This window comes from Streptomyces sp. NPDC054872 (assembly GCF_053610705.1).
Genome location: NZ_JBSGYY010000007.1, coordinates 44,316 through 68,265, shown reverse-complemented (window position 1 = coordinate 68,265; position 23,950 = coordinate 44,316). Strand labels below are relative to the sequence as shown.

Sequence of the window (23,950 nt, the reverse complement as noted above, 5' to 3'; positions counted from 1 at the left end):
GCCCCGCCTGCCCCGAGCGCCCGGCTCACCCCGAGTGCTCAGCGTGCGAGGAACTGCGGCCCCTGGGGTGGCAGCCGGAAGTTCGGGTCGGGCATCGGGGCCACGGGCTGCGGATAGCCGTACGAGGGCTGCGGTACCGGCGCCGTGTGCGCGGGCGCGTGCTGCGGGTAGCCGTAGGACGGCTGCGGCGCGGGCTGGTGGCGCGGCGGCTCGGGAGGGTAGCCGTACGAGGGCTGCGGCGCCGGGGCGGGGAAGGGCTGCGGAGGCGGTGCCTGCGTGGCGGGCGCGGGCAGCGGTTGGCGCTGGGGGTGAGGCTGCGGGAGCGAGGCCTCGGTCGTCGGCTCGGGCACCGCCTCGGACTCGTCCACGGAGATGCCGAAGTCGCCGGCGAGACCCTCCAGGCCGTTCAGATATCCCTCGCCCAGGGCGCGGAACTTCCAGACGTCGCCGCGGCGGTAGAGCTCGCCGCAGATCAGGGCCGTCTCGGCGCCCGTCTGCGGGGTGATGTCGAAGTAGGCGAGCGGTTCGCCCTCGGACGCGCCCGCGTCGTACAGCAGGATGCGCAGCGCTCGTACGTTCTCGAAGGCGACGTTCTCGGCGGACGCGACGAGCAGGACTCGGCTCACCGCGGGATCCAGGCCCGCCATGTCCGTCTGGATCGTGTCGGTCAGGCCCTGGGCGACGCGCTTCTTGCCGAGCCGCCAGACCTTTCCGGACGGGTGGCGCGGCTGGTTGTAGAAGACGAAGTCCTCGTCGGACCGGACGCGGCCGTCGGCGCCGAGCAGCAGCGCCGACGCGTCGACGTCCGGGACGCCCTGCCCGGGGGTCCAGCGCAGCACCGCGCGGACGGCCGTGGCTTCGAGCGGGACGTTCGACCCCTTCAACATCGCGTGCGTCATGCGGTCATCCTGCCTTCCCGGGTTTGGACGGGACAACGCGGGGGTGACGGTGTGTGGCCTGTGTGTCTGTCATGGCCGAGTTACTTGAATTTCATGCACGTGGGGAACCCTTGACACCCGTCCCTACGTACTATTACCGGCCACATCACGTCGGGTCGCGCCGACGAGTACAGGGGAAATCATGCGTCATTTCGGGCATATAGCCCCAGAGGTGCGACAGCGTCTCTTCCATCGGGAGCCGTGCGCCTTCACCGCGGACTCCTCCCCGCGTCTGCTCGCCGCCGCCCTGGGGGCCACGCTCTACAGCCCGGCCACGCGCCCCCGCCTCGCCGACGACATCCTGAAGCAGGCGGGACGTGGCGTGATCTCGATGGTCCTCTGTCTTGAGGATTCGATCGATGACGCGGAGGTCGTCGGCGCCGAGGAGAACCTGGTCAGGCAGTTCGCCGAGCTGGCCGAGTTGGCCGAGCGGGACGGCGCGGAGCCGCCGCTGCTGTTCATCCGGGTCCGAGCCCCCGAACAGATAGCCGACCTGGCGGCCCGCCTCGGCCCCAGCATCCGGCTGCTGTCCGGATTCGTGCTCCCCAAGTTCACCGAGGAGCGCGGCGTCGCCTTCCTGGAGTCGCTCGCCGCCGCGGAAGCCGCGAGCGGCCGCCGGCTCTTCGCGATGCCCGTCCTCGAATCGGCCGAGCTGCTGCATCTGGAGAGCCGCTCGGAGACCCTCGCCGGGATCGCCCGCACCGTCGACAAGTACCGCGAGCGGGTGCTCGCGCTGCGCCTCGGCGTCACCGACTTCTGCTCGGCGTACGGCCTGCGCAGACCGCCGCACATGACCGCGTACGACGTCCACATCGTGGCCTCCGTCATCGCCGACGTCGTCAACCACCTCGGCAGGGCCGACGGCACGGGCTTCACCGTGACCGGCCCCGTCTGGGAGTACTTCCGCGCCCAGGAGCGGATGTTCAAGCCGCAGCTGCGCCGCAGCCCCTTCCTGGAGGGCCGGGCCGAAGAGCTGCGCCAGGCGCTCATCGAGCACGACATCGACGGCCTGCTGCGCGAGATCGAGCTCGACCGGGCCAACGGCCTGCTCGGCAAGACCTGCATCCATCCCTCGCACGTGCTGCCCGTGCACGCCCTCTCGGTCGTCAGCCACGAGGAGTTCAGCGACGCCGAGGACATCCTGCGCCCGGACCGGGACGGCGGCGGGGTCATGCGCTCGGCGTACACGAACAAGATGAACGAGGTGAAGCCGCACCGCGCCTGGGCCGAGCGGACCCTCCAACGCGCCGAGGTCTTCGGCGTCGCACGCGAGGACATCGGCTTCGTGGAGCTGCTCACCGCCGGGCTCCCCGGCTGACCGCCGGGTGTCCCTTTTTCTCCGGCTGAACGTAAGGACTGTGCGAGGACTGTGAACGACGACGTGGTGTGGTCAGGGACGTGGGTCGCCGAGCGGCTCGGTGTGGAATTGGCCGGGGACGCGGGGTTGAGCGATCTGCTCGGCCTCGCCCTGCGCCGCAACCCGAAGCGGGCACACCTCCTGGTGTCCAACGTCCTCGGCAAGCATGTGCCGCAGCTGCCCTCCGTCGTGTACGCGGCCGGGCGCGACCTCGGTGTCCGGGTGCGCGCGCTCCTGGGCGACGCGGAGGCCCGGCGCGCGGTCGTGCTCGGGTACGCGGAGACGGCGACCGGCCTCGGCCACTGTGTCGCGGACGGCATCGGCCTCGCGCCCTACCTGCACTCCACGCGCCGCCCGGTCGACTCGGTGCGCCGGGCGGGCGGCTTCGAGGAGTCCCATTCGCACGCGACCTCGCACCTGCTGCTCCCCGAGGACCCCCGGCTGCTCACCAGGGACGGCCCGCTGGTGCTCGTGGACGACGAGTTCTCCACCGGCAACACGGTCCTCAACACCATCCGCGCCCTGCACGAGCTGTACCCGCGCGAGCGGTACGTCATCGTGGCCCTCGTCGACATGCGCTCCCCGCGGGACCAGGGCCGCCTGGCCGACTTCGCCCGGGAGATCGGCGCGCGGGTCGACCTGATCACGACGGCGTCCGGCACCGTGAGCCTGCCGGACGGCGTCCTGGAGAAGGGGCAGGCGCTGGTCGAGGAGTACGAGGAGGCCTCGGCGCTCCCCGCCCCGCGCAAGGAGGGCGGCTCGGTCACCCGGGTCGACCTCGGCTGGCCCGCGGGGGTGCCGGACGGCGGGCGCCATGGGTTCACCCCCGAGCACCGGGCGGCACTTGAGGCGGCGCTGCCGGGAATGGCTGACCGGCTCGCGCAGGCGCTGGCTCCGACGGCTGTTCCGGGGACCCCCCAAGATTCCCCGGCGGCCCCCCAAGATTCCCCCGGGACCCCCCAAGGCCCCGCCCGCGTCCTCGTCCTCGGCTTCGAGGAACTCATGTACGCGCCGCTCGCCCTTGGTGTGGCGCTGGAGCAGCGGCTGCCCGCCGGGAGCGCGGAGGTGCGGTACTCCACCACCACCCGCTCGCCTGTCCTCGCCGTCGATGACCCCGGCTACGCCATCCGCAGCCGCCTCGTCTTCCCCGCGCACGACGCTCCCGCCGACGGGCCGGGCGACAGGTACGCGTACAACGTCGCGGGCGGCGGCTTCGACGCGATCGTCCTCGTGGTCGACTCCGTGGGCGACCGTCCTGAACTCCACGCCCCTGACGGCCTGTTGGCGCGGCTCGCCGCGCACACACCGCAGGTGCTGCTCGCCGTCGTGCCCTCGTACGCCCCCGAGCAGACCCCTGAGCACGTCACCGAGCACGCCCCCGAAAGGCCCTCCATGCTGCCCGAGCCCCTCCGCGGCCCCGCCTTCTCCTCGTACGCGGCCGAAGACGTCGGCTGGCTGCTGCAGGACCTCTCGGACGTGACGCTGGAGGCGCCCACCGAGGAGCGCGAGGAGGCGATACAGAGCGGTGGCGCCCATTACGCCGAGTCGCTGCCGGTCGAGTATCAGCCGAGCCCGCAGTACCAGGAGCTGTTCCGTGCGGCGCTCGACACCTCCGCCGCCCGCATCGCGCAGGCCGTCGGCACCGTCACCGAGACCGTGCTCGCCGAGCGCTCCCACAGCCGGCCCCGGGGAGGGGCCCCCTCCCCGGGGCCGGTCCTCGTATCGCTCGCCCGCGCGGGCACGCCCGTCGGCGTGCTGATGCGGCGCTGGGCGCAGCACCGGCACGGCCTGGACCTGCCGCACTACGCCGTGTCGATCGTCCGCGGCCGCGGCATCGACGCCAACGCGCTGCGGTGGCTCGCCGCACACCACGACCCCGCCGACGTCGTCTTCGTCGACGGCTGGACGGGCAAGGGTGCGATCACGCGTGAACTCGCCGACGCAATACGGGAGTTCGAGGCGTCCGGGGGCCCGGCCGGCTTCAACCCGGAGATCGCGGTGCTCGCCGATCCCGGCTCCTGCGTCCGCACCTACGGCACCCGCGAGGACTTCCTCATCCCCTCGGCCTGCCTCAACTCGACGGTGTCCGGCCTGATATCGCGCACCGTGCTGCGCGCGGACCTCGTCGGACCCGACGACTTCCACGGCGCGAAGTTCTACCGTGAGCTCGCCGACGGTGACGTCTCCCTCGACTTCCTGCAGGCCGTCACGGCCCGCTTCGACGAGGTGTCCGACGCCGTGGACGCCCAGGTCAAGGAGCTCCTCTCGGCCGACAGGGAACCGACCTGGGAGGGCTGGGCCGCCGTGGAGCGGATCAGTGAGGAGTACGGGATCCACGACGTGAACCTGGTCAAGCCCGGCGTCGGCGAGACGACGCGCGTCCTGCTGCGGCGCGTCCCCTGGAAGATCCTCGCGCGCGCCGGAGCGGGGGCCGACCTCGATCACGTACGACTCCTCGCGGAACAGCGCGGCGTGCCGGTCGAGGAAGTGGCCGAACTCCCCTACACCTGCGTCGGACTGATCCACCCTCAGTTCACGCGCGGAGCCACCGGCACGGACGGCAAGGCGGTGGCCTCCAAGTGAGCACCTCTCGCAAGGTTTTGGTCGCCAGCGACCTCGACCGCACCCTCATCTACTCGGCCGCGGCCCTCGGCCTGACCATGCCCGACGCCCGGGCGCCGCGCCTGCTCTGCGTCGAGGTGTACGAGAGCAAGCCGCTGTCGTACGTCACCGAGACCGCCGCCGGTCTCCTCGACGAGGTGGGCCGCCGCACGGTCTTCGTGCCGACCACCACGCGGACGCGCGAGCAGTACGGGCGCATCCATCTGCCGGGCCCCGCGCCGGAGTTCGCGATCTGCGCCAACGGCGGGCACCTGCTGGTCGACGGAGTGTCCGACCCCGCGTGGCGGGCGGACGTGGACCGGCGGCTCGCCGCCGAGTGCGCCTCGCTCGACGAGGTCCGCGCGCACATGGTGCGCACCGCCGACCCGGCCTGGCTCCTGAAGGAGCGGGTGGCCGAGGACCTCTTCGCCTACCTGGTCGTCGAGCGCTCCCTGCTGCCGAAGGAGTGGGTCAAGGAGCTCGCCGTGTGGGCGGAGGAGCGAGGCTGGACCGTCTCGCTGCAGGGCCGCAAGATCTACGCCGTGCCGAAGCCGCTGACCAAGAGCGCGGCGGTGCGGGAGGTGGCCCGCCGCATCGACGCGGACGAGATCCTCGCCGCCGGTGACTCGCTCCTCGACGCCGATCTGCTGCTCGCCGCCGATCGTTCCTGGCGTCCGGGGCACGGGGAGCTGGCGGACACGGGCTGGACGGCGCCGGGGCTCACTGTGCTGCCGGAACGCGGCGTCGCGGCGGGGGAGGAGATCCTGCGGAGGTTCCTCGGCCGTGGTCCTGCCGACGGCTGACCACTGATCGTCCGCTGCCGCTAGCCTTGGCCCATGCCCCGATACGAGTACCGCTGCCGTTCCTGTGGCGACACCTTTGAACTGAGCCGCCCGATGGCCGAGTCCGCCGCCCCCGCGGCCTGCCCCGCCGGACACGAGGACACGGTGAAGCTGCTGTCCACGGTGGCCGTCGGCGGCTCGACCTCGTCACCCGCCCCCGCCCCACGCGGCGGCGGTGGCGGAGGCGGCTGCTGTGGCGGAGGCTGCTGCGGCTAGCGGTCCGGCGGTCCGGTCCGGGTCCCGCTCCCAGCAGGCCGAGCGCGGCGCGTGTGGGTGCGCCTTCCCGTTCGCCGTGTGACGCGACGGCGAACGGGACGCCTGTGGTCACGGCCCGGTCGAGGCACCCGCCGGCCTGCTGCGGCTGGCGGTCCGGGGGTATCAGCGCGCTCAGCGGACGACGGTTCCGGGGCCCGCTCCCAGTAGGCCGAGTTCCGCGCGTGTGGGGGCGCCTTCCCAGTCGCCGTGGGATGCCACGGCGAAGGCGCCTGTGGTCACCGCCCGGTCGAGGCGCCCCGCCAGATCCTCCCCGTCGAGCAGCGCCGACAGGTACCCGGCGACGAACGCGTCCCCCGCGCCCACGGCGTCCACCGCCCGCACCGGGCGCGCCGGAGCGTACAGCTCCCCGGCGGCGTCGTACGTGGTGGCCCCGTCGGCGCCGAGCTTGACCACGACCTCGCGGACGCCCTGCGCGAGGAGTTCCCCGGCCAGGGCGGAGGCCTCGCCGGCGCCCTTCGTCTCCGGCACGCACAGCGGCAGTTCGTCGTCCGACGCGATGAGGACGTCCACGTACGGCATCCAGCCGCGCATCACCGCGGCGGACTCCTCCGAACTCCATAGCCGCGAGCGGAAGTTGACGTCGAGGCAGACCGTCGTGCCGTGTTCCCGGGCCAGTTCGAGGGCCCTGCGGCACGCGTCGAGCGGGGACGGACCGAGGGCCGGGGTGATGCCGGTGAGGTGCAGGACGCGAGGCGCGCCGGAAGAGGCGAAGGCGTCCTCGACCGCCGTCGCCGCGAGCCGTGAACCGGCCGACCCCGCGCGGTAGTAGTGCACGCGCGTCACCTCGGGCAGCCGGGGCTCGAAGAGGATCAGGCCCGTGGGCGCGTCCGGATCACGCGTGGCGGCGCTGACGTCGACGCCTTCGGCCCGCAGCGTGCGCAGCACCAGCTCGCCCGCCTCGTCGTCACCGACCGCGCCGGCCCACCGCGCCACGTGGCCGAGCCGCGCGAGACCGATGGCCACGTTCGACTCGGCGCCCGCGACGGACACGTCCATCGAACCGCCCAGCTTCAGCGGACCGCTGCCGCGCAGGGCGACCATGCTCTCGCCCAGGGTGAGGACATCGGCGGCACCGCCGTGAGCCCTGGCGCTCATCGGCCGGACCCCGTGACCGCCACGAACTCCGCCGCGCGCTTGCGCAGCGCGTCCAGGTCGCCGCCGTCCGCCGCGTCCCCGATCAAGGGGGAGCCGACACCGACCGCGACCGCGCCGAGCGCCAGGTACTCCTCGGCGGCGGCCGCGTCCACGCCGCCCACCGGTACGAAGGGGAGGTCGGGGAAGGGGGCTCGCAGTGCCTTGAGATAGGCGGGGCCGCCCATCGCCGAAGCGGGGAAGATCTTCAGCGCGGTGGCGCCGGCGGCGCTCGCCGCGATCACGTCGGTGGGCGTCAGCACGCCTGCCGCCACGGGCAGTTCACGCCGCAGGGCCTCGTCCACCCCGGCTCCGAGCCCCGGCGTCACGACCAGGTTCGCCCCCGCGTCCGCGGCGTGCCGTGCGTCGTCCGCCGTGAGGACCGTGCCCGCGCCGAGCCAGGCATCGCCGCCCAGCTCGGCGCGTGCCCGCCGCAGGACGCCCAGGGTGTCCGCGCCGCTGAGGGATACCTCGACGAGCGGCACACCGGACTCGACGAGCGCCATGACCGTCCGGAAGGAGGCTTCCGCGTCGGTGCCGCGCACGATGGCGACCAGGCGCCGGGTCCGCAGGGCTGAACTGAAGGCAGTGGTGAGGTCCGACATGCCCCAAGGCTCGCACAGGGAGCTCAGCCTGCCTGCTCAGGGTGGCGACCCCCCGCCTCGGCCCCACGCGTCCCGACCCCGTGCGTCCCGGCCCCACGCGTCTGGGCCCCACGCCCACGCCCCGCGTGCCGTGTCTGCTCGGGGTGGCGTGCCTGCCAGTAGGGGTTGTCGTGCGGCAACGCCGACCCGACCCGCCCGTACATCCCGAAGATCATCAGCAGGACGCCCACCACGAAGCTGAACAGCACGTTCTGGATGCGGAAGGCGAGGAAGTTGAAACCGGTGTCGAGGAGGGCGAGGTTGACGAAACCGCTGAGGATGAAGGCGCAGCCGAGGACCATGTTGAGCGTCGAAGCGAAGTTGCCGCCGATCACCATGCCGGCGAACAGGAGCAGCCCGACGCAGATCGACAGGACGCTGAGCGCGCCGTTGGTGTTCAGACCGGCGACGGTGTCGCCCCCGGTGTCGAAGAAGCCGACCTTGTCGATCAGGCCGAGGATGCCGAACGCGAGCAGGACGAGCCCCATCAGGCCCGCGCCGACGCGGTAGATCGTGCTGAGACGGTGGTCGACGGGCAGGTGTTCGTTCAGCGTGACGCGCCGCCTCTGCCGCCTCGCCCCCGGGTGAAGTACGTGCGTGGCCATGGTCCGCCTCCTGACGTCGGCGTACGTACCTCCAGCATCCGCCCGCGGCCCGCAGACCGCCAGCAGAGGTTCCGGCCGGTCCGCCCCTAGGCCCCCTGCCCCCGCTCCTCCCTGATCTGGGTGACCACGCGCCCCACCGCCTGCCGCACGCCTTCGGTCTCGGTCAGGAAGTGCCAGTAGTCCGGGTGGCGCCCCTCCAGGGAGGCCACCGCGCGGTCCAGGCGGGCGACGGACTCGTCCAGCGGGCGGGCGTGCCGCTGCTCCGGGGTCTGGCGCCCCGCCATGGCCAGGCGCTGGGCGTCGCGGATCGCGAAGCGGGTGCGCTCGATCTCCTGCTGGGGGTCCTTCGCCACCGCGTTCAGCCGGTGCAGCCGGTCGCCGGCGGCCGAGACCGCCTCGTCCGTAGAGTTCAGCAGGGCGCGGACCGTCGAGAGCAGCGAGGTGGCGTCCGGCCAGCGCTGCTCGTCGCGCGCCTGGCGTGCCTCCCTGAGCTTGACCTCGGCCTGGCGCACGCTCTCCGCGGCCTGGTCCGGCACGCGCTGCAGGTCCTGCCAGCAGGCGACGGTGAACCGCCGCCGCAGCTCGCTGAGGATCGGTTCGACCTGGCTGCTGCGGGTGGTGAGGGCCTGTGCGCGCGTCCGCAGCGAGACGAGGCGGCGGTCGATCTCGGCGGCCCGCTCGGGCAGCCGCTCGGCCTCGGCGCGCACGGCTTCGGCGTCCCGCAGGACGCGGTCGGCCCGCTGCAGCGTCTCCGGCACGCCGTGCTGTCCCGCTCCTTGGTTGAGCTTGGTCAGCTCCGGCCCGAGGGCGGCCAGGCGGGCGGCGAGATCGTCGGCCTTGAGCCCGGCGCCTCGTACGGCATCGAGGGCGTTGCTGGCGGCGAGGAGGGTCTGGCGGGCGCGCTCGACGGCCGGGGCGAGCCGGGCGAGCTGTGTCTCCGCCTTGTCGAGCAACGGGCCGAGCCCCTGCTGGAACCGGTCCAGGTCCTGCTTGGCCTTGTCCAGCTCGGCCTTGGCCTCGGTGAGCTCGGTCCGCGCCCGGGCGGCGACGGAGGCATCCAGGTCGTCACGGTCGAGGTCGTGGGCGTCCACCGCGCTGATGTACTGGTGGCTGACCTCGTCGATCCGCCGCCCGATGGCGTCGAAGTCGGAAACGGCCCGCCGGGCGGCGGGCGTGGAGTCGACGGCGACGATGGTCTCGATGGAGATCCGCAGGTCCCGCTGGGCGGTGTCCAACTCGTAGAACGCCGCGGCCGCCGCGTCCTTGGCGGCCTGCGCGTCGGCCCGCACGCTCTCCCCGCGCCCGCCGAACCACCGCCGGGTGCCGCCGCCCGCGAAGGCGGCGGGGAGGGCGAGGGCGAGGAGGGGGAGGGGCAGGAGGGCGAGCGCCACCGCGTCGCGCAGAGGGCTCGGGCGGGCGCCGGGGCGGGAACGAGACCGCACGCTCCCGCAGCGACGTACATCCGCGTCCGGCAGTGCTGATCTACTCGACGTGTCCGGTGTGTACGGCTGCGATGGTGTCGCCGTCACTATCCCTCTCCCGTGCTGTCATCCGCCTTGCCCGGTGTCACATTCTCCCACCGGTTAATGACGAACACACGGGCCGGTTAGTTCGCGCTGCGCACCGAGACTTTGCCGTCTTCGCTGCGGGCGGACACCAGGTGCGGGCCACCACTGCAGTGAGGGGCGGAAACATCCGTGCCCCCACCGGCCGGAGACCGCTCCCGTACGGGTTTGCGGCCCGGGCCCGCAGGCAAGGTAGGCTGTCGAAACATCCCGGGCGCGTAGCTCAGCGGTAGAGCGCTGCCCTTACAAGGCAGATGTCGGCGGTTCGAAACCGTCCGCGCCCACAGTGACGCCGTGCAGGCAAGCGGCATGACCGGCCCCCCATCCTTGATCGGGTGGGGGGCCGGTTTCGTGTGCGGGGCCCTGGCGCGTCACGTTTCCACCTGGGGGCTGGGTGTCCAGCCGGGTTCCGAGTGGCTGTCGTTCGTCGGTTTGGCGGTGCCGGCCTTCAACTGGGCCCGGAGTGCCTCGATCTCCTGCCGCAGGGCCCTCAGCTGCTCGTAGGTGTCGAAGAGATAGCGGACCTTGGTGCGCAGCGTCAGCGGGTCGATGGGCTTGAGGGCCACGTCGGCGACGCCGAGCAGGAAGGCGGCTGCGGCGACCTCGCGGCTGACGTCGAAGCCGGTCAGCAGGACGATGGGTATGGCGCGGGTCTGGTCCAGGCGCCGTACGTAGCGCACGACGTCGAGGCCGCTCACGCCCGGCATGCGCACATCGAGCAGGATGAGCCCTACGTCCCCGCGCAGCACGACCCTGAGGGCGTCGTCGCCGTTGGTCGCGCTCACCAGTGGATAGCCGAGAGGGGCCAACGCGCTTTCCAGCGCGAACAGGGTGTCCTTGTGGTCGTCGACGACGAGGATCACGGAATTGGTCGGCATGGACCGGGCCCCCTCTCTCAACAACCACGTTATGCCGAAGTCGAGTTGGAGAGTCCCTTCGTTACCGCAGGGCTAAACCTGGGTTCAGGGCGGCGGCAACAAAAGCACCAGGAGTACCAGCAGCACCAACAGACACCGCCCCTGTCCGCCCGAAGGCGAGAGGGGCGGCGTCGGGGCCCGACAACGCGGAACAGCTTCACCGCTTCGATCGGTGCATGTGCAAAATTCCGCGCCGCGTCAGACGTCGTCGGACATCACGCAGGCTGATTCCCTTCTGCCTTTGCGTACTCCTGGGCCATGCCCCCCGCGAAGTCGTACACCACGACCTGTTCCTCGCCGACCACCCAGGCATCGTGGCCGGGCGAGCACACGAAGACGTCGCCCGGTCCGACTTCGGCCTCGCCCCCGCCGTCCATGCGGACGTGCATCCGTCCCTTGACGACATAGGCGTTGTGGTGGATCTGGCAGCTCTCGGTTCCCGCGAGCGGGGCGACGGATTCGGACCAGCGCCAGCCGGGCTCGAAGGTGCCCACGGCGAAATCCAGCCCCGTGAGATGAACGGCTTCGAGGTGACCGCGAGGGAAATCGCGTCGCTCGTCGGGCTTCTCGACCGCCTTGACCTCGATCATGACAACTTCCTCCGTCCGGGCCCTGCCCGCATATCCGAAGTCAGTTGGCGTCGCCGCGGGGTCCACGGCCGACATCGTCACAGCCGACCCCTTTCCCTCCATCGTCCGCCTGCCGACCGAAGGGCGCCACCTCGGGGCGGCTGTCGCCCGGCCCTCGAGTCGTCGCGAGTGAAAAGGCGGCAAGGGATCGATCGGGTGGTCGTTCAGAACCTTGGGGATCCCGGGTGAGTTGAAGAGTTCGGCATGGCCTGTGTGGGGCCCTCGCCGGAAAGGATTCAGCTCATGAAAATCACCAAGGCCGCAGCCGGTCTCCTCGGCGCCGGGCTCGCTCTGGGGACCGCTTCCGCCGCGTGCGCCGCGCCGCAGCCGCCGGCCGACGGCGGGACGCTGCTCGACTCCGTCACGCGGGTCGCCCCGGGTCCGGACGATGTGCACAACCCCCTCGACGAGGTCGCCGTCGACCCGGCCACGGGGGAGCTGCGGGCGAACAACCCCTCGGCTGTCACGTCCACGGTCGACGGCGCGGCGCAGGGTGCGGTCTCGCTGCTCGGAGGGCTTCCCGCCGCGGCGCCGCTCGGCGGCTGAGGCGGGGCGGCTCCCCGGGGGGAGACGGGGGGAGGCGTACGTCAGCCCGGTTCGCGGCCCGTGGGCGAATCGCTGACGCGGAACAGCTTTCCGGCCCGGGGCGTCCAGTCCCCGGCGTAGTCGTCCTTGCGGATCCGCCGGTAGACGCGGTCGGCGCCGGGACCGTAACCGATGTCGTGGGCACGGCCGTCGGCGCGCGACTCGACGACGGGTGGCGTCGGTGTGGCGTCGGCGGGCACGGTCGCCCTGTGTCGACCGCCCCGCTCAGCGACCGGAGCCCGGGTGTGTGCGCTTGTACCTGCGGTCCCAGCGTTCCTGGCGTTCCTTGCGGATGCGGTAGTCGCGGTAGGTCTTGGGGAAGCCGCCGCCTCCGCCTCCACCGCCCCCACCGCCACCTCCGGCACCAGGGGCCGCGCCCGCGCCGCTTCCGCTGCTGCTCTTGCCCGAGCCCCCGCGGTCGTACTGCTGGACCATGTAGAAGACGAGCGCCGCAGCGGCCAGCCACAGAAGTGGCTGGCTGAAACCCAGGCCGACCAGTGCAAGGAGCAGGACGACCAAGAGAACATTCATGGCAGCACCTCCTCGGCGTAGGGGGAGTCAACGCCCGCCGTCACCCGGTGTCAATGGCTTTCTCGTGTATGTGTTTGAGCCGTGCGCGCGCCGCCACCGCGTCGGGCCCCGTCACCTGTTCCCAGAAGCGGTGACACGTGACGAACACCGCCAACTCCCTTTCGCGTGACCGGAGTTTCTCGACCTCCGCCTGTTCGTCCGGGGTCCAGCCGGGGGAGGCGGGGCGCTCCACCTTCCGCCAGCCGTGGTCGTCGCTGAAGCCGTCGAGGGGCGTGACCGACCAGGGGAGCCGCTTCAGCAGGGCCAGGAGCTCGGCCCGGACCTGGTGCAGTTCCTCCTGACCCGCGAGGAGGTCGTCCGGAAAGTCGTATGCAGGGGTTGCAGGCACCCCGTAATGGTACTCCTGTTCGAATTACGAGTGCGAGGGCTTCCGTGGTCGACACGACTTTCGACACGGCTTTCGACACGGCTTCCCGTGCGAGCCGCACGCGCGGCAAGCTGTAGGTATGTGCCGCAGCATCAAGACGCTCCGTCCGCCCGCCATCCCCGAGGACGCCACCGAGGAGGAGGTCCGGGCCGCCGCGCTCCAGTACGTGCGCAAGGTCTCGGGGTTCCGTGCCCCGGCCGCGCACAACCGCGAGGTCTTCGACCGGGCCGTGGACGCGGTCGCCGAAGCCACCGCCGAGCTGCTCGCCGGGATCGAGGTGCGCGGAGGCAAGCCGCGGGCCGCCGAGCACGCGCCCGGGGAGGCCCCGGCGGCCTAGTTCGCCGCGGTCGCCGCCGTCGCGGCGGCCGTGCCCGCCGTGGCCGTGCCCGTCTCGGTGCGGGGCCGGCGGACCAGGAACGCCGCGCCCGCCCCCGCCGCGAACAGCGCGAGCAGTGAGACGCCCGTGGCCAGCCACGTCGCGCCGAGCCACTGCGCGCCGAAGTAGCCGAGCGCGACGCTGTACCCGGCCCAGGCCACGCCCGCGAGGGCCGACCAGGGCAGGAACTCGCGCACCTTGCGGTGTGCGGCGCCCGCAGCGAGCGAGACGATCGAACGGCCCGCGGGGGCGAAGCGCGCGATGACGACCAAGGCGCCGCCGCCCCGGGAAAGCGCCGTGCCGAGTCGTTCCTGCGCGGTGGTGAGGCGGCGCGAGCGGGCGATGGCGCGGTCCAGGCGTTCGCCGCCGCGCCAGGCGAGGCGGTAGACGGCCAGGTCGCCGAGGACCGAGGCGGTGGCGGCGCAGAGCAGCAGGACCAGGATGTCGGGGACCGCGTGCGGCACGCTCTGCGCGCTGGTGCCCGCCGCGGCAGCGGCCGTGGCCGCCGTGATCACGAGGACACCGCTCGGCAGCACGGGCAGGACGATGTCGAAGAGCACGGAAAGCGCGACCACCGCGTAGATCCATGGGCTGCTGGTCAGTGAGCCCAGATTCTCAAGCAACGAAATTCCCCGTAACTCCCCGGCCGACGACGTGACTGCCGCGACGTCGCGGGGGAGCGGCAGGGGCGGCTTGGTGACAGCTGTACAGCGTACGCCGCGCTCTTCCCCGGAGATCCACGGGGGGCTCATATGTTCGCTACATCACGTTCACCCGGCTGCCGCCCCCGATGGGGCATACGGCGCCGGAGTCCCGTACCAACATCGTCACCAACTCAGCGACCAGCAGGGTCGGCGGACGGTACGGAAGGAGCGGGGCGATGGTGGCAGGAATGCTCGCCGGGGCCGTGGCAACGGCGGTGCTCGCAGCGGGCGGTGGCGCGGCCGGCGAGGGCGCGCCCTTTTACGAGATGCGCGTCGGGGGGCGGTTCGCGCCGCCCACGGCCTCGATGTACGTGTGGGCGGTCACCTACGACACGAAGCTCGTCCCCGAGGGGTCCCAGATCGAGATCGACCAGCGCGGCAGGCCGAACGACATGTCGGTGACGCTCCGGGTGAAGGGAATGAAGCCTGGCCACGCATACGGCGCGCACGTGCACCAGAAGCCGTGCGCTGCCGACCCCGAAGCGGCGGGCGGGCACTACCAGCACCGGCAGGACCCGGTCCAGCCGTCCGAGGACCCGGCCTACGTGAACCCGGAGAACGAGGTCTGGCTGGACTTCACCGTGGGCACGGACGGCTCGGGCACGGCGACGGCCCGCCACGATTGGGAGTTCCGGGCGGGTGAGGCCAGATCCGTCGTGCTGCACCGCGAGCGGGGCGGCGCGGGGGAGCGGGTGGCGTGCTTCACGGTGCCGTTCCTCCCCACCCACTGAAGCCCACCCACTGAAGCCCGCCCACTGAGGTCCGCGGGACACGACGGGGACCGACCGTGCGACGGCGCCCCCTTCCTCGTACGCGTACGAGGAAGGGGGCGCCGTCGGTGGGGCGCCTGGGCGCGCGTCCGCGTCAGGCGGCCACCGGGGTCCGCTCCGACGTGGCCTTGTCCGCGCTCTCGCCGCGCGAGGCGAAGAGCCGGTCGAGGCCGAGCGCGCCCGAGCCGGTGAAGACGAGCAGGAGCATGGCCCAGCAGAAGATCGCGGAGGCCTCGCCGCCGTTCTGCATCGGCCACAGGGCCTCCGGCTGGTGCACCTTGAAATAGGCGTACGCCATCGAGCCCGACGAGATGAACGCGGCGGCGCGGGTGCCGAGGCCGAGGGCGACGAGGCCGCCGCCGACCAGCTGGATGACGGCCGCGTACCAGCCGGGCCAGGTGCCCGCGTCGACCGTGCCGCCGCCCATCGCGCCGCCGAGCACGCCGAAGAGCGAAGCGGCGCCGTGGCAGGCGAAGAGCAGGCCGATGACTATGCGGAAAAGCCCGAGGGCGTAGGGCTGGGCGCTGTTGAGACGTCCAGTCATGGTGGGGGACTCCTTCGGTTTTCGGGGACGGTAACCGAGTGGAGGCCCAAGGTTAGGTGAACCTAATCAATGCTTGCAAGTTCAACATCTGGCCATTCGGGGGATTCCGCTTCCCCCGCGGACGGGATCACTCCCCTCGCCGACGGGATCTTCGCCACCCCCGCCGCCGTCCGCAGCACGGCCCGCGCCACCGCGTCCGCGTCCGACAAGGTCACCGAGTCGACGCCCGGCCGGGCCCCGGCGGCCGTCACCCAGTGCACGCCCTCGGTGGGCACCCCGAACGCGAACCGCCTTGCGTGCGAACGGCCTTGACGGTCGATCAGGTGGTAGGGGCGGGGTGTGACGTCGACGCCTCCGGTCTCATGGCCGTCGACGACGTGGGCGCGGCACTGCCCCGTCCTCAGGAGCAGCCCGAGCAGCTCGTCCGCGGTGCGCCGCACGTCCGGTTCGGGCAGCCTGGCCTCGATCACCGTGGTGACCGAGACGGCCGACCCCGGTACGTCGGGGGAGTGCGCGACGTACGCCCCGTCGGCGGGGCGCACGGTGAGACGCGGGCCGAGCACTTCGAGTACGCCCGCCTCGATGAGCGCGGTCATCTCCTCGATGCGGCGCCGGGGCGGGCCGATCGAGAGGTAGGCGTTGAGCGGCGTGTACCAGCGGTCCAGGTGCTCACGGCGTGACGTCCCGGACAGGCCGCCGTGGTCGAGGATCAGGCGGAGTTCGTTGCGCAGGTCGCGCAGCACGTCCAGGGCGGACTTCAGCGGGCTGGCGACGTTGCCGAGCGCGGCCTGCGCGGTGTCCTCGCGCAGATACGCGAGCAGCCAGGCACGGAAGTCGTCCGGGGAGCGGAAGTTACGACCAGAATGCGGCTGCGCGAGGCGGTCCCAGGACCAGCGCGTGGCCTCGGGGATCTCGAACTCGGCCAGTGTCAGTTCTTCTTGCGGGCTGCGGTGCGGCGCCGCGAGGAAGGCGTCCCGGAACTCCACGGCACGACCGGCGGGATGGACGAGTGCGGCGTAATAGACCGTCTCGACCTCCTTCGCGACCAGTGGCCATATCTCGTCGAGGAAGTCCGGGGCGTCGCCGCTGTCCGCGCGCTTGCGGAAACGGGCTATGACGTCGGGCGTGAGGACGAGCGGCTCGTGCCGTCCGTACGGGCCCTTCGCGTTGTCGCCGCGTGCTTGGTACGGGATGCCGCGCCGCGATCCCGCGTACAGCTTCGGCTCGTGGCCCGAGGCCTGATAGCGCAGCCCGCCCCCCGGCGCGGGGACGAAGCGCCCGCCGCGGGCCTGTGTCAGGAGCGCCATGTGGTCGAAGAAGTTGAGGCCGAGCCCGCGCAGCAGGACGTGCTCACCGGGGGCGATGGCCGAGAGGTCCACATCGGCGGGGTTGGCCGGCGGTATGTGGCGAAGGCCGTGGCGCGCGGCGTGCGCGGCGAACTGTTCCTGCGTGGTGTCGCCTTCCGCCGGGAGGTGCCCTTGGGCAAGGACGACGGCGCTGAGCCCGTGCAGTGCACGGCCGTCGTCGAGCGCGAGGGACTGGGGGCCGTCGCTCGGGCCGTCGAGCCGCACGGCGCGTGCCGCGTGGACCTCGACCCGGACCGATCCGGGGGCGGTGCGCAGGGTTTCGGCGAAGACCCACTCCAGATAGCGGCCGTAGCAGGCACGCGTCGGGTAGTCGTCCGGGCCGAGCCCCGGCGCGTGCCCGGCGGCGGCCCACGCGTACAGGCTCGGACCGGGCCGGATCGGTCCGGCGCAGTCGACGCTCTCGTCGGTGAAGAGGGTCACCTGGGAGGCGACCGTGTTCATGAGCAGCTCGGCCGGCTGGGCGGTCCGCCAGACGCGCCCAGGCCCCGGGGGCGAGGGATCGACGACGTGAACCGTCAGCCGGGCCCCCGACGGCAGGAGTTCGGCTGCCGAGGCACAGAGGCGCTCAAGGACACTCGTCCCGCGGGGCCCCGCGCCGACGACGGCGACTGCGACTGCGACTGCGACGTCATGGTCCGGTGCGGCCGATGCGGATGGTGCGGACAAAGGCGTGACTCCCGGGCATAGCAAGGGGCGGTGGGGGGCGGGGTTACGAGGGTGTGAGGACGTGGGGATGAGGGGTGTGGGGACGTGGGGACGTGGGGGTGTTCGGACCGGTGGAAGCGGACGGTCCGCATCATCATGCCGCCGCGGCCCCGGAAGTCGAACCCCGCAGCGGAAGATCACAGGACGGGTGTGTCCTGTGTCACGTGCCGCGGGTGAAGCGCTGGTGGCCTTTGCGTGGCTATGGGAAACAAGAGGGCGTGAGCGCGCGACGACGAGAGGCCCATGGGCCCGCGACCCCGCGCGCGCCCATAGGCCGCCGAGTCACGAGAGCCGGGACTCCTGGGTCGTCTTCAGGTGGGCGCCCACGCCCTTCACCACCTGGGCCTGGTCGAGTCGTACCTGCGCCGAGCGGCCCCGCAGGGTCAGGGTCATGAGCTGGTTGCCGAACCAAGGTCCGCCCGTTTTGCGCCAGTTGATGGCTGCCGGTGCCGAACGTCCATGGCGTACGAAGCGACGGCCCAGTGCCCGGCCCACCCTGCTCCAGCCGAAGTGGAAGCCCAGCTTTATCGACGCGGGGATGGAGTTGTGGACGGGGGAGCACGTCAGCTGCAGGACGCGGGAATCGGGGCCGCCGCCGTCCGGCCACGTGGGCTCCGCGATGTACGCGTGGTGGACGTCGCCGGACAGGACGCACACCGTCGCCGGGGCGCCCGCCCCCGTGCCCGCCTCGGCGATCAGGGAGGTCAGCGCGTCGAAGGACGCGGGGAACGCCGCCCAGTGCTCCAGGTCCGAACGCCTGCGCAGGTTCTCGCCGAAGCGGGCCCAGCGCGCGCCACGCTCGCCACGGCACAGCGCGGCGTTCCAGCCCTCGGCGTCATGGATGAGGTGCGGCAGGAGCCAGGGCAGCGACGTGCCGATCAGAAGGTGGTCGTAGCCGCCCGTGCCGCCCGAGGCGTCATCTCCGCCCACGCCGCCCAAGGCCTGCTTACGCAGCCAGCGGGCCTCCTCCGGATCGATCATCGCGCGGTTCTGCTCGTCCAGGACACGCGCCGCCCGTGTGTCGATCATGAGCAGGCGTACGCGGCCGAAGTCCCGGCGGTAGCTCCACCGGGTCGCCCCGGGATCGGCGTCCGACGCGGCGGCGAAGGCGCGCAGCGCGTCCGTGCCGTCGGGCGACGAGCGCAGCGTGGCGTACAGCTCGTCGCGTTCGAGCTCGGCGTGCGGCAGATTGCCGATGTGCTGGTAGACCCAGTACGACATGAGGCCGCTCAGCACGCGCTCGCGCCACCAGGGCGTCGCGCGCATCTCCGCGAGCCAGGCCGCGCTGGTGTTCCAGTCGTCTATGACGTCGTGGTCGTCGAACATCATGCAGCTGGGCACGGTGGAGAGCAGCCACCGCACCTCGGGGTCGAGCCATGATTCGTAGTAGAGGTGGGTGTACTCCTCGTAGTCCGCGACCTGGGCACCCGGCGGGTCTTTCAGGTTCCGGCGGGCGGCGAGCCAGCGCCGCGTCGCCTCGGACGTGTTGTCCGCGTACACCTGGTCACCCAGGAGGAGCAGGACGTCCGGGCGGTCGGCCGGTGTGCCGGTGGCGATGCGGGCGGCGAGGGTGTCGAGGGCGTCCGGCCCGACGGGGTCGTGCTCGTCGCTCGGCGGGGCGGCCCAGCGGCAGGACCCGAAGGTGACACGGATCGCCTCCTCGTCCCCGTCGCCCGGCGTGCGGATGGTGCTCGGCGGGAAGGGTGAGTCCGGCAGCGGCCACACGGGTGCGCCGCTGTCGCCGAGCCGCACCTCGTACGCGGTCTCCGTGCCCGGACGCAGCCCGGTGACCGGGATGAGCGCGTAGTGATGGCCCGCGATCTGGAATGTGTTCGCCGTGCCCTTGGCGCCGTCGGCGCACCGCACTTCGGCGGTGCAGGGGCGGTCGGCCTCGACCCAGACCGTCGCCGTCGAACCGTCGACATACCTCAGCAGTGGACCCAGGCGCAGCCGTGCCACGTTGATCACTCTCCTCCGTCGCCCCGTACGGTACGGAACGACGGAGGATAGTGGGGAGGTTCCGGGGATTCCCGCTGGTTACAGCCCGGTGACCTCGGAGGGCCGTCGGGAAGGCGGCCTCAGCAGCTGTTCCCCGGCAGCCCTTCCTCAGCGGCTGTTCCTCGGCAGCCGTTCCTCAGCAGCCGTTGAGGATCGACGACAGCTTGGTCTTCTCCTCCGTGTTCACCGTGAGGTTGTAGTGGTGCTTCACGTCCACCCACATCCGGACGTAGTAGCAGTGGTACGACGTGGTGGGCGGCATCCACTCCGCCGGGTCCTGGTCGCCCTTGCTCTGGTTCACGTTGTCGGTGACGGCGATCAGCTGGGGGCGGCTGAGATCGTTGGCGAAACCTTCCCGCTGGGCGGTGGTCCAGCCGCTCGCGCCGGACTTCCAGGCCTCGGAGAGCGGGATGACGTGGTCGATGTCGACGTCGGACGCCGCGGTCCAGGTGCCGCCGTCGTACGGGGACTTCCAGGTGCCCGAGGTGGCCGCGCAGCTGGAGTCCTGCTGGACGTTCGTGCCGTCGCGCTTGAGGACGACCTCGCGGGTGTTGCAGGCGCCGGACTGGGTGCTCCAGTGCGGGAACTTCTCGCGGCTGTAGCCGTCGGACGAGCCCTCGGCCCGCACCGTGAGCTGGCCCAGGTAGGTGCGGGCGGTGGCGGCGGAGACCGGCGCCGGCGGAGCGGCCTGGGCGGGTGGACCGGTGAGGAGGGCCGCCGCGGAGGTGAGGGCGGTCAGGGCGGTGACCGTGGCGAGACGTCGACGCGCGTAGACAGCGGACATACGAACTCCCTTGATGTGGGGGGATGTTGGCCGTTGGGGCGGCCATGCTGACGCGGTGGGGTTTCCTGCGGATGTGCGTCGAGTGACAGGGTCGCGTCAATCAGGTGGTCAGTTCAAGAGTTCTGGCGCCGTGTCATGTGCGTTCATGCGTACGCGAGTTGGCATCGAGTGACCCGGGTCACATGTCGGAGGGTCGAAAGGCCCTGGTCCGGGGTGCTCGTACGTCCCGTACGATGGATGGCGCAGAAGGGGAGTAGCTCTTCGCCGGACCGTCGACATACTGCTCAGCTCGCCTGAGCCGGCGCCCGGAGGCAGGCCCCGTCATCCACGCGGTGTACCGCGATGGACCGGGTCGGCCAGCGAGACCTTCGGCAAGCAGTGCCCGACGTACACGACCGTGTACGTCCGTGTGTGCTGCCGTGCCGAGGTGTCGTACGTGAGGTACAGATGGCTCTCGGTGGGGCGGCCCCGACCGATTGAGGAACCTTGATCAGCATCAGCGTGATGGCGCTCGTCTTCGGCGTCGTCTTCCTTGCCGAACTCCCGGACAAGACAGCGCTGGCCGGGCTCGTCCTCGGGACGCGCTACCGCGCCTCGTACGTCTTCGTCGGGGTCGCGGCCGCCTTCGTCGTCCATGTCGTGCTCGCCGTGGCGGCGGGCAGCGTGCTGACGCTCCTGCCGCAGCAACTGCTGCACGCGCTCACCGGCGTCCTCTTCCTCGGCGGCGCGGCGATGCTGCTCCTGAAGGGCGGCGAGGAAGAGGAAGAGGTCCGCGAGCCCAAGGATCAGAGCTTCTGGAAGGTCTCCGGCGCGGGTTTCATGCTGATCCTGGTCGCGGAGTTCGGTGACCTGACGCAGATCATGACCGCGAACCTGGCAGCGCGCTACGACGACCCGCTCTCCGTGGGTCTTGGCGCGGTGCTCGCGCTGTGGGCGGTCGCCGGGCTCGGCATCGTCGGCGGAAAGGCGCTGATGAAGCGCGTGCCGCTGTCACTCATCACCAAGATCGCGGCGCTGCTGATGCTGGGGCTCGGGGTGTGGAGCCTGTACGAGGCGATCGCCTGAGTCGCGGACGCGACCTCGGGCGGTCCGTGGTCGGGATGCCCCGTATGGGGTGTGACCTGCGGCGCTGGCGTCTGCTGGGGCCTTTTTGTATCGTGGGGGAACAAAGTGGCTCCGCCCGTGTTCCCTGACCGGCGGGCGGGGCTGCCTTGATTCTTCCCCCGCGAAATCTCTGCACCTCCCTCTGTGCTCTGGAGTACGCCGATGACGGCTGAGACCGCCACTGTTCTGACCGCCCGGGCTCTCCTCCTGGACATGGACGGGACGCTCGTCAACTCCGACGCGGTGGTCGAGCGCTGCTGGCGGCGCTGGTCCGAGCGGCACGGGCTCGACTTCGACGAGGTCATCAAGATCGTCCATGGACGCCAGGGGTACGCCTCGATGGCGGTGCTGCTGCCCGAGCGGCCCGTGGAGGAGAACTACGCGGAGAACCGCGAGATGCTCGCCGCCGAGACCGCCGACATGGAGGGCGTCGTCCCGGTGCCGGGTGCCGCCGCCTTCCTGGCCTCGCTCGAAGGGCTGCCGCACGCGCTCGTGACGTCCGCCGACGTGCCCCTGTCCAACGGGCGGATGGCCGCGGCCGGGCTGCCGCTTCCGGCGATACGCGTCACCGCGGAGAGCGTGAGCGCGAGCAAGCCCGACCCCGAGGGGTTCCTCAAGGGCGCCGCCGAGCTGGGCTTCGACCCCGCTGACTGCGTCGTCTTCGAGGACTCCGGTGCGGGGATAGCCGCGGGGCTCGCGGCGGGCATGCGCGTCGTGGGGATAGGCCCCCGGGCCGGGGAGTACGGGCCTACCGTGCATGTCGCTGACCTGACGGAGGTACGGGTGGAGCCGGTTGCCGGTGGAGGGCTTCGGCTGACCTTCGGCTGATCTTCGGCTGAGTTCGGGTGGGCTTCGGCCGGGCTTCGGGTTGATCTTCGGTGGAGCTTCGGCTGATCTTCGGCTGAGTTCGGGTGGGCTTCGGCCGGGCTTCGGGTTGATCTTCGGTGGAGCTTCGGCTGATCTTCGGTTGGCCTGCTGTTTCGGCGGCACGCTGCTCGGTTGGCCTGCTGCTCGGTTGGCCTGCTGCTTTCGGTCGGCTGTCCGCTGCGGGTTCTGGCGCCTTGCACCTTGGTGGTGCGGGGCGCCTGGCGTTTTCCGGGGGCGCGCGTTTTGCGTTCTTCTGGTGGGCGGACGCCTTGCTTTTTCGGGGTGCGCGGGCGCCACGCGTTTCTGGGTGCGTGGGCGCCTCGCGTTACTAGGTGCGCGGGCATCTCTTACGTCACCAGGTGCGCGGTGCCTCGCGTTCTCCAGCTGCGCGGGCGCCTCGCGTTCCAGGAGCGCGGCGCCTCGCGTGGGCGTCTCACGTTGTCCGGGTACGTGGGCGTCTCGCGACGTCCGGGTTCTGTCCGGGTTCGCGGGCGTCTCACGGTGTCCGGGTATGCGGGCGTCTCACGCTTCCTCGTAGGGCTGAGAACTCCCCGCTCCCCGCCCCCTACGGCTCCCTCGTCTCCGCCTCCAGCGCCGCTCGCGTCTCCTCCCCGTAGACCCCCCTGCCGTCGCGGTGCGTCGCGCGTGCGTACTGGTAGCGGGCCACCGCGTCCTCCACCTGTCTGTCGTACCTGCCATGGGGCTCGTCCATGTACAGGTACAGCTGCTGCAGGCGTTCCTGGAGTTCCGCGACCTCAGGGCCACTGTCGCCGCGGCGCAGGACGCGGTCGGCCTTCGGTGCCGCCGACTCCACCGAGCCCGTCGCGCGTGCCGTCGAGCGGCTCGGCGGCCGGGTGGACCGCGGCTTGGGCGAGGCCGAGCGCGACGGGGTGGGGGACGGGCTCGCCTCGGGCGAGGGGGACGATGACGCGGACGTGGACGGGGACGCGGAGGGCGCGGCGGACGTCGTCGAGGGCGGCGGTGCCTCCGAGGTGGATTCGGACGGGCCGGTCACCGCACGGGTCGGCACGTCCGGCAGCGCCTGCTCCCGCTGCGGCTTGTCGGGCGAGAGCAGCACCGCGGCGAGCACCGCGACGGCCACCACCGCCACCACGGCGCTCACCCCCGCGTACAGGCCCGCACGGCCGCGCCGGGGCGCCGATCCGTCGTCGTACGGCAGAGGGGGCGGGAAGGCGTCCTTGAAGGCGTCCTCTGCCGGTGCGGAAACCGCTGCGGAAAGGTTTCCGTCCGCACCGCCCGGTGCGAAAAGCCCCACGTCCGCGGAGCGCGGCGGAGCCACGGCCTCAGGGGGCAGAACATGGGTGGGGGCCGGGTCCGGTTCGGGCGCCGCCTCCTCCGCGATGCCGGGCTCCGGCAACGTCACGTACGGACGTATGCGCAGCGGATCGAAGTCCTCCGCCGCGGCCGCGTCAGCGGACCTCGCGTCCCGCGCCGCGTCGGCGGCTCGTTCCGTACAGCCGCAGGCCGGCGCGCTGCCCGGTGCGCGCGACGCACCGCATTCAGGGCATCGCCGGTCGCCCGGGCCGCTGTCGAAGCGGCTTTCCGGGCTGTTGCCGGGCCCGCCGTCCCGCCCGCCGCCGGCGCCGTCCGGATGTCTTTCCCTGCTGCTCACTTGTCGTACCCCACCCCTAGAGAACTCCAGCGATTATGCAGACCCGGGCT

The 23,950-nt window shown here is 71.8% G+C and carries 25 protein-coding genes and 1 tRNA gene; 10 read left to right on the top strand and 16 right to left on the bottom strand.

Annotation, left to right across the window (positions count from 1 at the left end):
- Nucleotides 1–38: 38 nt before the first annotated feature.
- Nucleotides 39–899, bottom strand: a complete 861-nt coding sequence (locus tag ACWGIH_RS10870) for a TerD family protein (protein ID WP_453450873.1) — start codon at nucleotides 897–899, stop codon at nucleotides 39–41.
- 181 nt (nucleotides 900–1,080) lie between these two features.
- On the opposite strand from ACWGIH_RS10870, the gene ACWGIH_RS10865 reads away from it, so the two are divergent.
- The 4 genes from ACWGIH_RS10865 (at nucleotide 1,081) to ACWGIH_RS10850 (ending at nucleotide 5,954) form a co-directional block, all read left to right on the top strand.
- Nucleotides 1,081–2,256, top strand: a complete 1,176-nt coding sequence (locus ACWGIH_RS10865) for an HpcH/HpaI aldolase/citrate lyase family protein (protein ID WP_453450874.1) — start codon at nucleotides 1,081–1,083, stop codon at nucleotides 2,254–2,256.
- Between the two features lie 51 nt (nucleotides 2,257–2,307).
- Nucleotides 2,308–4,878, top strand: coding sequence for a phosphoribosyltransferase (locus tag ACWGIH_RS10860; protein ID WP_453450875.1), 2,571 nt, complete (start codon nucleotides 2,308–2,310; stop codon nucleotides 4,876–4,878).
- A 77-nt stretch (nucleotides 4,879–4,955) separates the two neighbouring features.
- Entirely contained in the window at nucleotides 4,956–5,699 is a 744-nt protein-coding gene (locus ACWGIH_RS10855; RefSeq protein WP_453450897.1) for an HAD family hydrolase, read from the top strand.
- A gap of 33 nt (nucleotides 5,700–5,732) precedes the next feature.
- On the top strand, nucleotides 5,733–5,954 hold the full coding sequence (locus ACWGIH_RS10850) for an FmdB family zinc ribbon protein (RefSeq protein ID WP_453450876.1): 222 nt from the start codon (nucleotides 5,733–5,735) through the stop codon (nucleotides 5,952–5,954).
- Between the two features lie 171 nt (nucleotides 5,955–6,125).
- Here ACWGIH_RS10850 and ACWGIH_RS10845 read toward each other — a convergent pair whose 3' ends face one another.
- From ACWGIH_RS10845 to ACWGIH_RS10830, 4 genes are all read right to left on the bottom strand, one after another.
- Entirely contained in the window at nucleotides 6,126–7,109 is a 984-nt protein-coding gene (locus tag ACWGIH_RS10845) for a sugar kinase (RefSeq protein ID WP_453450877.1), read from the bottom strand.
- Complete coding sequence (locus tag ACWGIH_RS10840) at nucleotides 7,106–7,750, bottom strand: bifunctional 4-hydroxy-2-oxoglutarate aldolase/2-dehydro-3-deoxy-phosphogluconate aldolase (protein WP_453450878.1); 645 nt, start codon at nucleotides 7,748–7,750, stop codon at nucleotides 7,106–7,108. The genes ACWGIH_RS10845 and ACWGIH_RS10840 overlap by 4 nt, the downstream gene beginning before the upstream one ends.
- A gap of 23 nt (nucleotides 7,751–7,773) precedes the next feature.
- Complete coding sequence (locus tag ACWGIH_RS10835; RefSeq protein WP_453450879.1) at nucleotides 7,774–8,394, bottom strand: DUF4383 domain-containing protein; 621 nt, start codon at nucleotides 8,392–8,394, stop codon at nucleotides 7,774–7,776.
- Between the two features lie 86 nt (nucleotides 8,395–8,480).
- Nucleotides 8,481–9,923, bottom strand: a complete 1,443-nt coding sequence (locus tag ACWGIH_RS10830) for a hypothetical protein (protein ID WP_453450880.1) — start codon at nucleotides 9,921–9,923, stop codon at nucleotides 8,481–8,483.
- Nucleotides 9,924–10,171: 248 nt separating this feature from the next.
- On the opposite strand from ACWGIH_RS10830, the gene ACWGIH_RS10825 reads away from it, so the two are divergent.
- Nucleotides 10,172–10,243 (top strand) — tRNA-Val (locus ACWGIH_RS10825).
- Nucleotides 10,244–10,330: 87 nt separating this feature from the next.
- On the opposite strand, the gene ACWGIH_RS10820 is transcribed toward ACWGIH_RS10825, so the two are convergent.
- Together ACWGIH_RS10820 and ACWGIH_RS10815 are read right to left on the bottom strand one after the other, a co-directional pair.
- The gene (locus ACWGIH_RS10820; RefSeq protein WP_453450881.1) at nucleotides 10,331–10,837 is read right to left on the bottom strand and encodes a response regulator; all 507 of its coding nucleotides are present in this window, start codon (nucleotides 10,835–10,837) and stop codon (nucleotides 10,331–10,333) included.
- Nucleotides 10,838–11,091: 254 nt separating this feature from the next.
- A complete protein-coding gene (locus tag ACWGIH_RS10815) occupies nucleotides 11,092–11,466 on the bottom strand; it encodes a cupin domain-containing protein (protein ID WP_453450882.1) in 375 nt (124 codons plus the stop codon).
- Between the two features lie 282 nt (nucleotides 11,467–11,748).
- Between ACWGIH_RS10815 and ACWGIH_RS10810 the strand changes: the two genes are divergently transcribed.
- Nucleotides 11,749–12,051, top strand: a complete 303-nt coding sequence (locus tag ACWGIH_RS10810) for a hypothetical protein (protein ID WP_453450883.1) — start codon at nucleotides 11,749–11,751, stop codon at nucleotides 12,049–12,051.
- Nucleotides 12,052–12,092: 41 nt separating this feature from the next.
- On the opposite strand, the gene ACWGIH_RS10805 is transcribed toward ACWGIH_RS10810, so the two are convergent.
- Genes ACWGIH_RS10805 through ACWGIH_RS10795 form a run of 3 tightly spaced genes read right to left on the bottom strand, consistent with a single transcriptional unit; the run spans nucleotide 12,093 to nucleotide 13,009 of the window.
- A complete protein-coding gene (locus ACWGIH_RS10805; RefSeq protein ID WP_453450884.1) occupies nucleotides 12,093–12,290 on the bottom strand; it encodes a hypothetical protein in 198 nt (65 codons plus the stop codon).
- A gap of 25 nt (nucleotides 12,291–12,315) precedes the next feature.
- The gene (locus tag ACWGIH_RS10800; RefSeq protein WP_453450885.1) at nucleotides 12,316–12,621 is read right to left on the bottom strand and encodes a hypothetical protein; all 306 of its coding nucleotides are present in this window, start codon (nucleotides 12,619–12,621) and stop codon (nucleotides 12,316–12,318) included.
- Nucleotides 12,622–12,661: 40 nt separating this feature from the next.
- Nucleotides 12,662–13,009: a hypothetical protein gene (locus tag ACWGIH_RS10795; RefSeq protein WP_453450886.1), complete on the bottom strand. Its 348-nt coding sequence runs from the start codon at nucleotides 13,007–13,009 to the stop codon at nucleotides 12,662–12,664.
- A 118-nt stretch (nucleotides 13,010–13,127) separates the two neighbouring features.
- On the opposite strand from ACWGIH_RS10795, the gene ACWGIH_RS10790 reads away from it, so the two are divergent.
- A complete protein-coding gene (locus ACWGIH_RS10790) occupies nucleotides 13,128–13,385 on the top strand; it encodes a DUF2277 domain-containing protein (RefSeq protein ID WP_453450887.1) in 258 nt (85 codons plus the stop codon).
- Here the strand turns inward: ACWGIH_RS10790 and ACWGIH_RS10785 are convergent.
- The gene (locus ACWGIH_RS10785) at nucleotides 13,382–14,047 is read right to left on the bottom strand and encodes a DedA family protein (protein WP_453450888.1); all 666 of its coding nucleotides are present in this window, start codon (nucleotides 14,045–14,047) and stop codon (nucleotides 13,382–13,384) included. The two genes, ACWGIH_RS10790 and ACWGIH_RS10785, sit on opposite strands and share 4 nt — an antisense overlap.
- Nucleotides 14,048–14,304: 257 nt before the next feature.
- Between ACWGIH_RS10785 and ACWGIH_RS10780 the strand changes: the two genes are divergently transcribed.
- On the top strand, nucleotides 14,305–14,859 hold the full coding sequence (locus ACWGIH_RS10780; RefSeq protein WP_453450889.1) for a superoxide dismutase family protein: 555 nt from the start codon (nucleotides 14,305–14,307) through the stop codon (nucleotides 14,857–14,859).
- 133 nt (nucleotides 14,860–14,992) lie between these two features.
- On the opposite strand, the gene ACWGIH_RS10775 is transcribed toward ACWGIH_RS10780, so the two are convergent.
- The 4 genes from ACWGIH_RS10775 to ACWGIH_RS10760 form a co-directional block, all read right to left on the bottom strand.
- Nucleotides 14,993–15,442 (bottom strand): DoxX family protein, encoded by a 450-nt coding sequence (locus ACWGIH_RS10775; protein ID WP_453451204.1) that lies wholly within the window; start codon nucleotides 15,440–15,442, stop codon nucleotides 14,993–14,995.
- A gap of 62 nt (nucleotides 15,443–15,504) precedes the next feature.
- On the bottom strand, nucleotides 15,505–17,475 hold the full coding sequence (locus ACWGIH_RS10770; protein WP_453451205.1) for an FAD/NAD(P)-binding protein: 1,971 nt from the start codon (nucleotides 17,473–17,475) through the stop codon (nucleotides 15,505–15,507).
- A gap of 321 nt (nucleotides 17,476–17,796) precedes the next feature.
- A complete protein-coding gene (locus ACWGIH_RS10765; RefSeq protein WP_453451206.1) occupies nucleotides 17,797–19,473 on the bottom strand; it encodes an alkaline phosphatase D family protein in 1,677 nt (558 codons plus the stop codon).
- A gap of 175 nt (nucleotides 19,474–19,648) precedes the next feature.
- A complete protein-coding gene (locus tag ACWGIH_RS10760; RefSeq protein WP_453451207.1) occupies nucleotides 19,649–20,296 on the bottom strand; it encodes an HNH endonuclease family protein in 648 nt (215 codons plus the stop codon).
- Between the two features lie 486 nt (nucleotides 20,297–20,782).
- Here ACWGIH_RS10760 and ACWGIH_RS10755 point away from each other — a divergent pair, with 486 nt between their 5' ends.
- Both ACWGIH_RS10755 and ACWGIH_RS10750 read left to right on the top strand, forming a co-directional pair.
- On the top strand, nucleotides 20,783–21,361 hold the full coding sequence (locus ACWGIH_RS10755) for a TMEM165/GDT1 family protein (protein ID WP_453451208.1): 579 nt from the start codon (nucleotides 20,783–20,785) through the stop codon (nucleotides 21,359–21,361).
- Between the two features lie 201 nt (nucleotides 21,362–21,562).
- Nucleotides 21,563–22,228 (top strand): HAD-IA family hydrolase, encoded by a 666-nt coding sequence (locus ACWGIH_RS10750; protein WP_453451209.1) that lies wholly within the window; start codon nucleotides 21,563–21,565, stop codon nucleotides 22,226–22,228.
- A 604-nt stretch (nucleotides 22,229–22,832) separates the two neighbouring features.
- Here ACWGIH_RS10750 and ACWGIH_RS10745 read toward each other — a convergent pair.
- Complete coding sequence (locus tag ACWGIH_RS10745; protein ID WP_453451210.1) at nucleotides 22,833–23,900, bottom strand: peptidoglycan-binding protein; 1,068 nt, start codon at nucleotides 23,898–23,900, stop codon at nucleotides 22,833–22,835.
- Nucleotides 23,901–23,950 lie beyond the last annotated feature (50 nt).

Coding starts and splice junctions, on each gene's coding strand:
- ACWGIH_RS10870 (WP_453450873.1), bottom strand. CDS start 899: ATGACGCACGCGATGTTGAAGGGGTCGAACGTCCCGCTCGAAGCCACG.
- ACWGIH_RS10820 (WP_453450881.1), bottom strand. CDS start 10,837: ATGCCGACCAATTCCGTGATCCTCGTCGTCGACGACCACAAGGACACC.
- ACWGIH_RS10775 (WP_453451204.1), bottom strand. CDS start 15,442: ATGACTGGACGTCTCAACAGCGCCCAGCCCTACGCCCTCGGGCTTTTC.
- ACWGIH_RS10835 (WP_453450879.1), bottom strand. CDS start 8,394: ATGGCCACGCACGTACTTCACCCGGGGGCGAGGCGGCAGAGGCGGCGC.
- ACWGIH_RS10750 (WP_453451209.1), top strand. CDS start 21,563: ATGACGGCTGAGACCGCCACTGTTCTGACCGCCCGGGCTCTCCTCCTG.
- ACWGIH_RS10800 (WP_453450885.1), bottom strand. CDS start 12,621: ATGAATGTTCTCTTGGTCGTCCTGCTCCTTGCACTGGTCGGCCTGGGT.
- ACWGIH_RS10850 (WP_453450876.1), top strand. CDS start 5,733: ATGCCCCGATACGAGTACCGCTGCCGTTCCTGTGGCGACACCTTTGAA.
- ACWGIH_RS10865 (WP_453450874.1), top strand. CDS start 1,081: ATGCGTCATTTCGGGCATATAGCCCCAGAGGTGCGACAGCGTCTCTTC.
- ACWGIH_RS10840 (WP_453450878.1), bottom strand. CDS start 7,750: ATGTCGGACCTCACCACTGCCTTCAGTTCAGCCCTGCGGACCCGGCGC.
- ACWGIH_RS10760 (WP_453451207.1), bottom strand. CDS start 20,296: ATGTCCGCTGTCTACGCGCGTCGACGTCTCGCCACGGTCACCGCCCTG.
- ACWGIH_RS10780 (WP_453450889.1), top strand. CDS start 14,305: ATGGTGGCAGGAATGCTCGCCGGGGCCGTGGCAACGGCGGTGCTCGCA.
- ACWGIH_RS10855 (WP_453450897.1), top strand. CDS start 4,956: ATGCCCGACGCCCGGGCGCCGCGCCTGCTCTGCGTCGAGGTGTACGAG.
- ACWGIH_RS10790 (WP_453450887.1), top strand. CDS start 13,128: ATGTGCCGCAGCATCAAGACGCTCCGTCCGCCCGCCATCCCCGAGGAC.
- ACWGIH_RS10815 (WP_453450882.1), bottom strand. CDS start 11,466: ATGATCGAGGTCAAGGCGGTCGAGAAGCCCGACGAGCGACGCGATTTC.
- ACWGIH_RS10810 (WP_453450883.1), top strand. CDS start 11,749: ATGAAAATCACCAAGGCCGCAGCCGGTCTCCTCGGCGCCGGGCTCGCT.
- ACWGIH_RS10845 (WP_453450877.1), bottom strand. CDS start 7,109: ATGAGCGCCAGGGCTCACGGCGGTGCCGCCGATGTCCTCACCCTGGGC.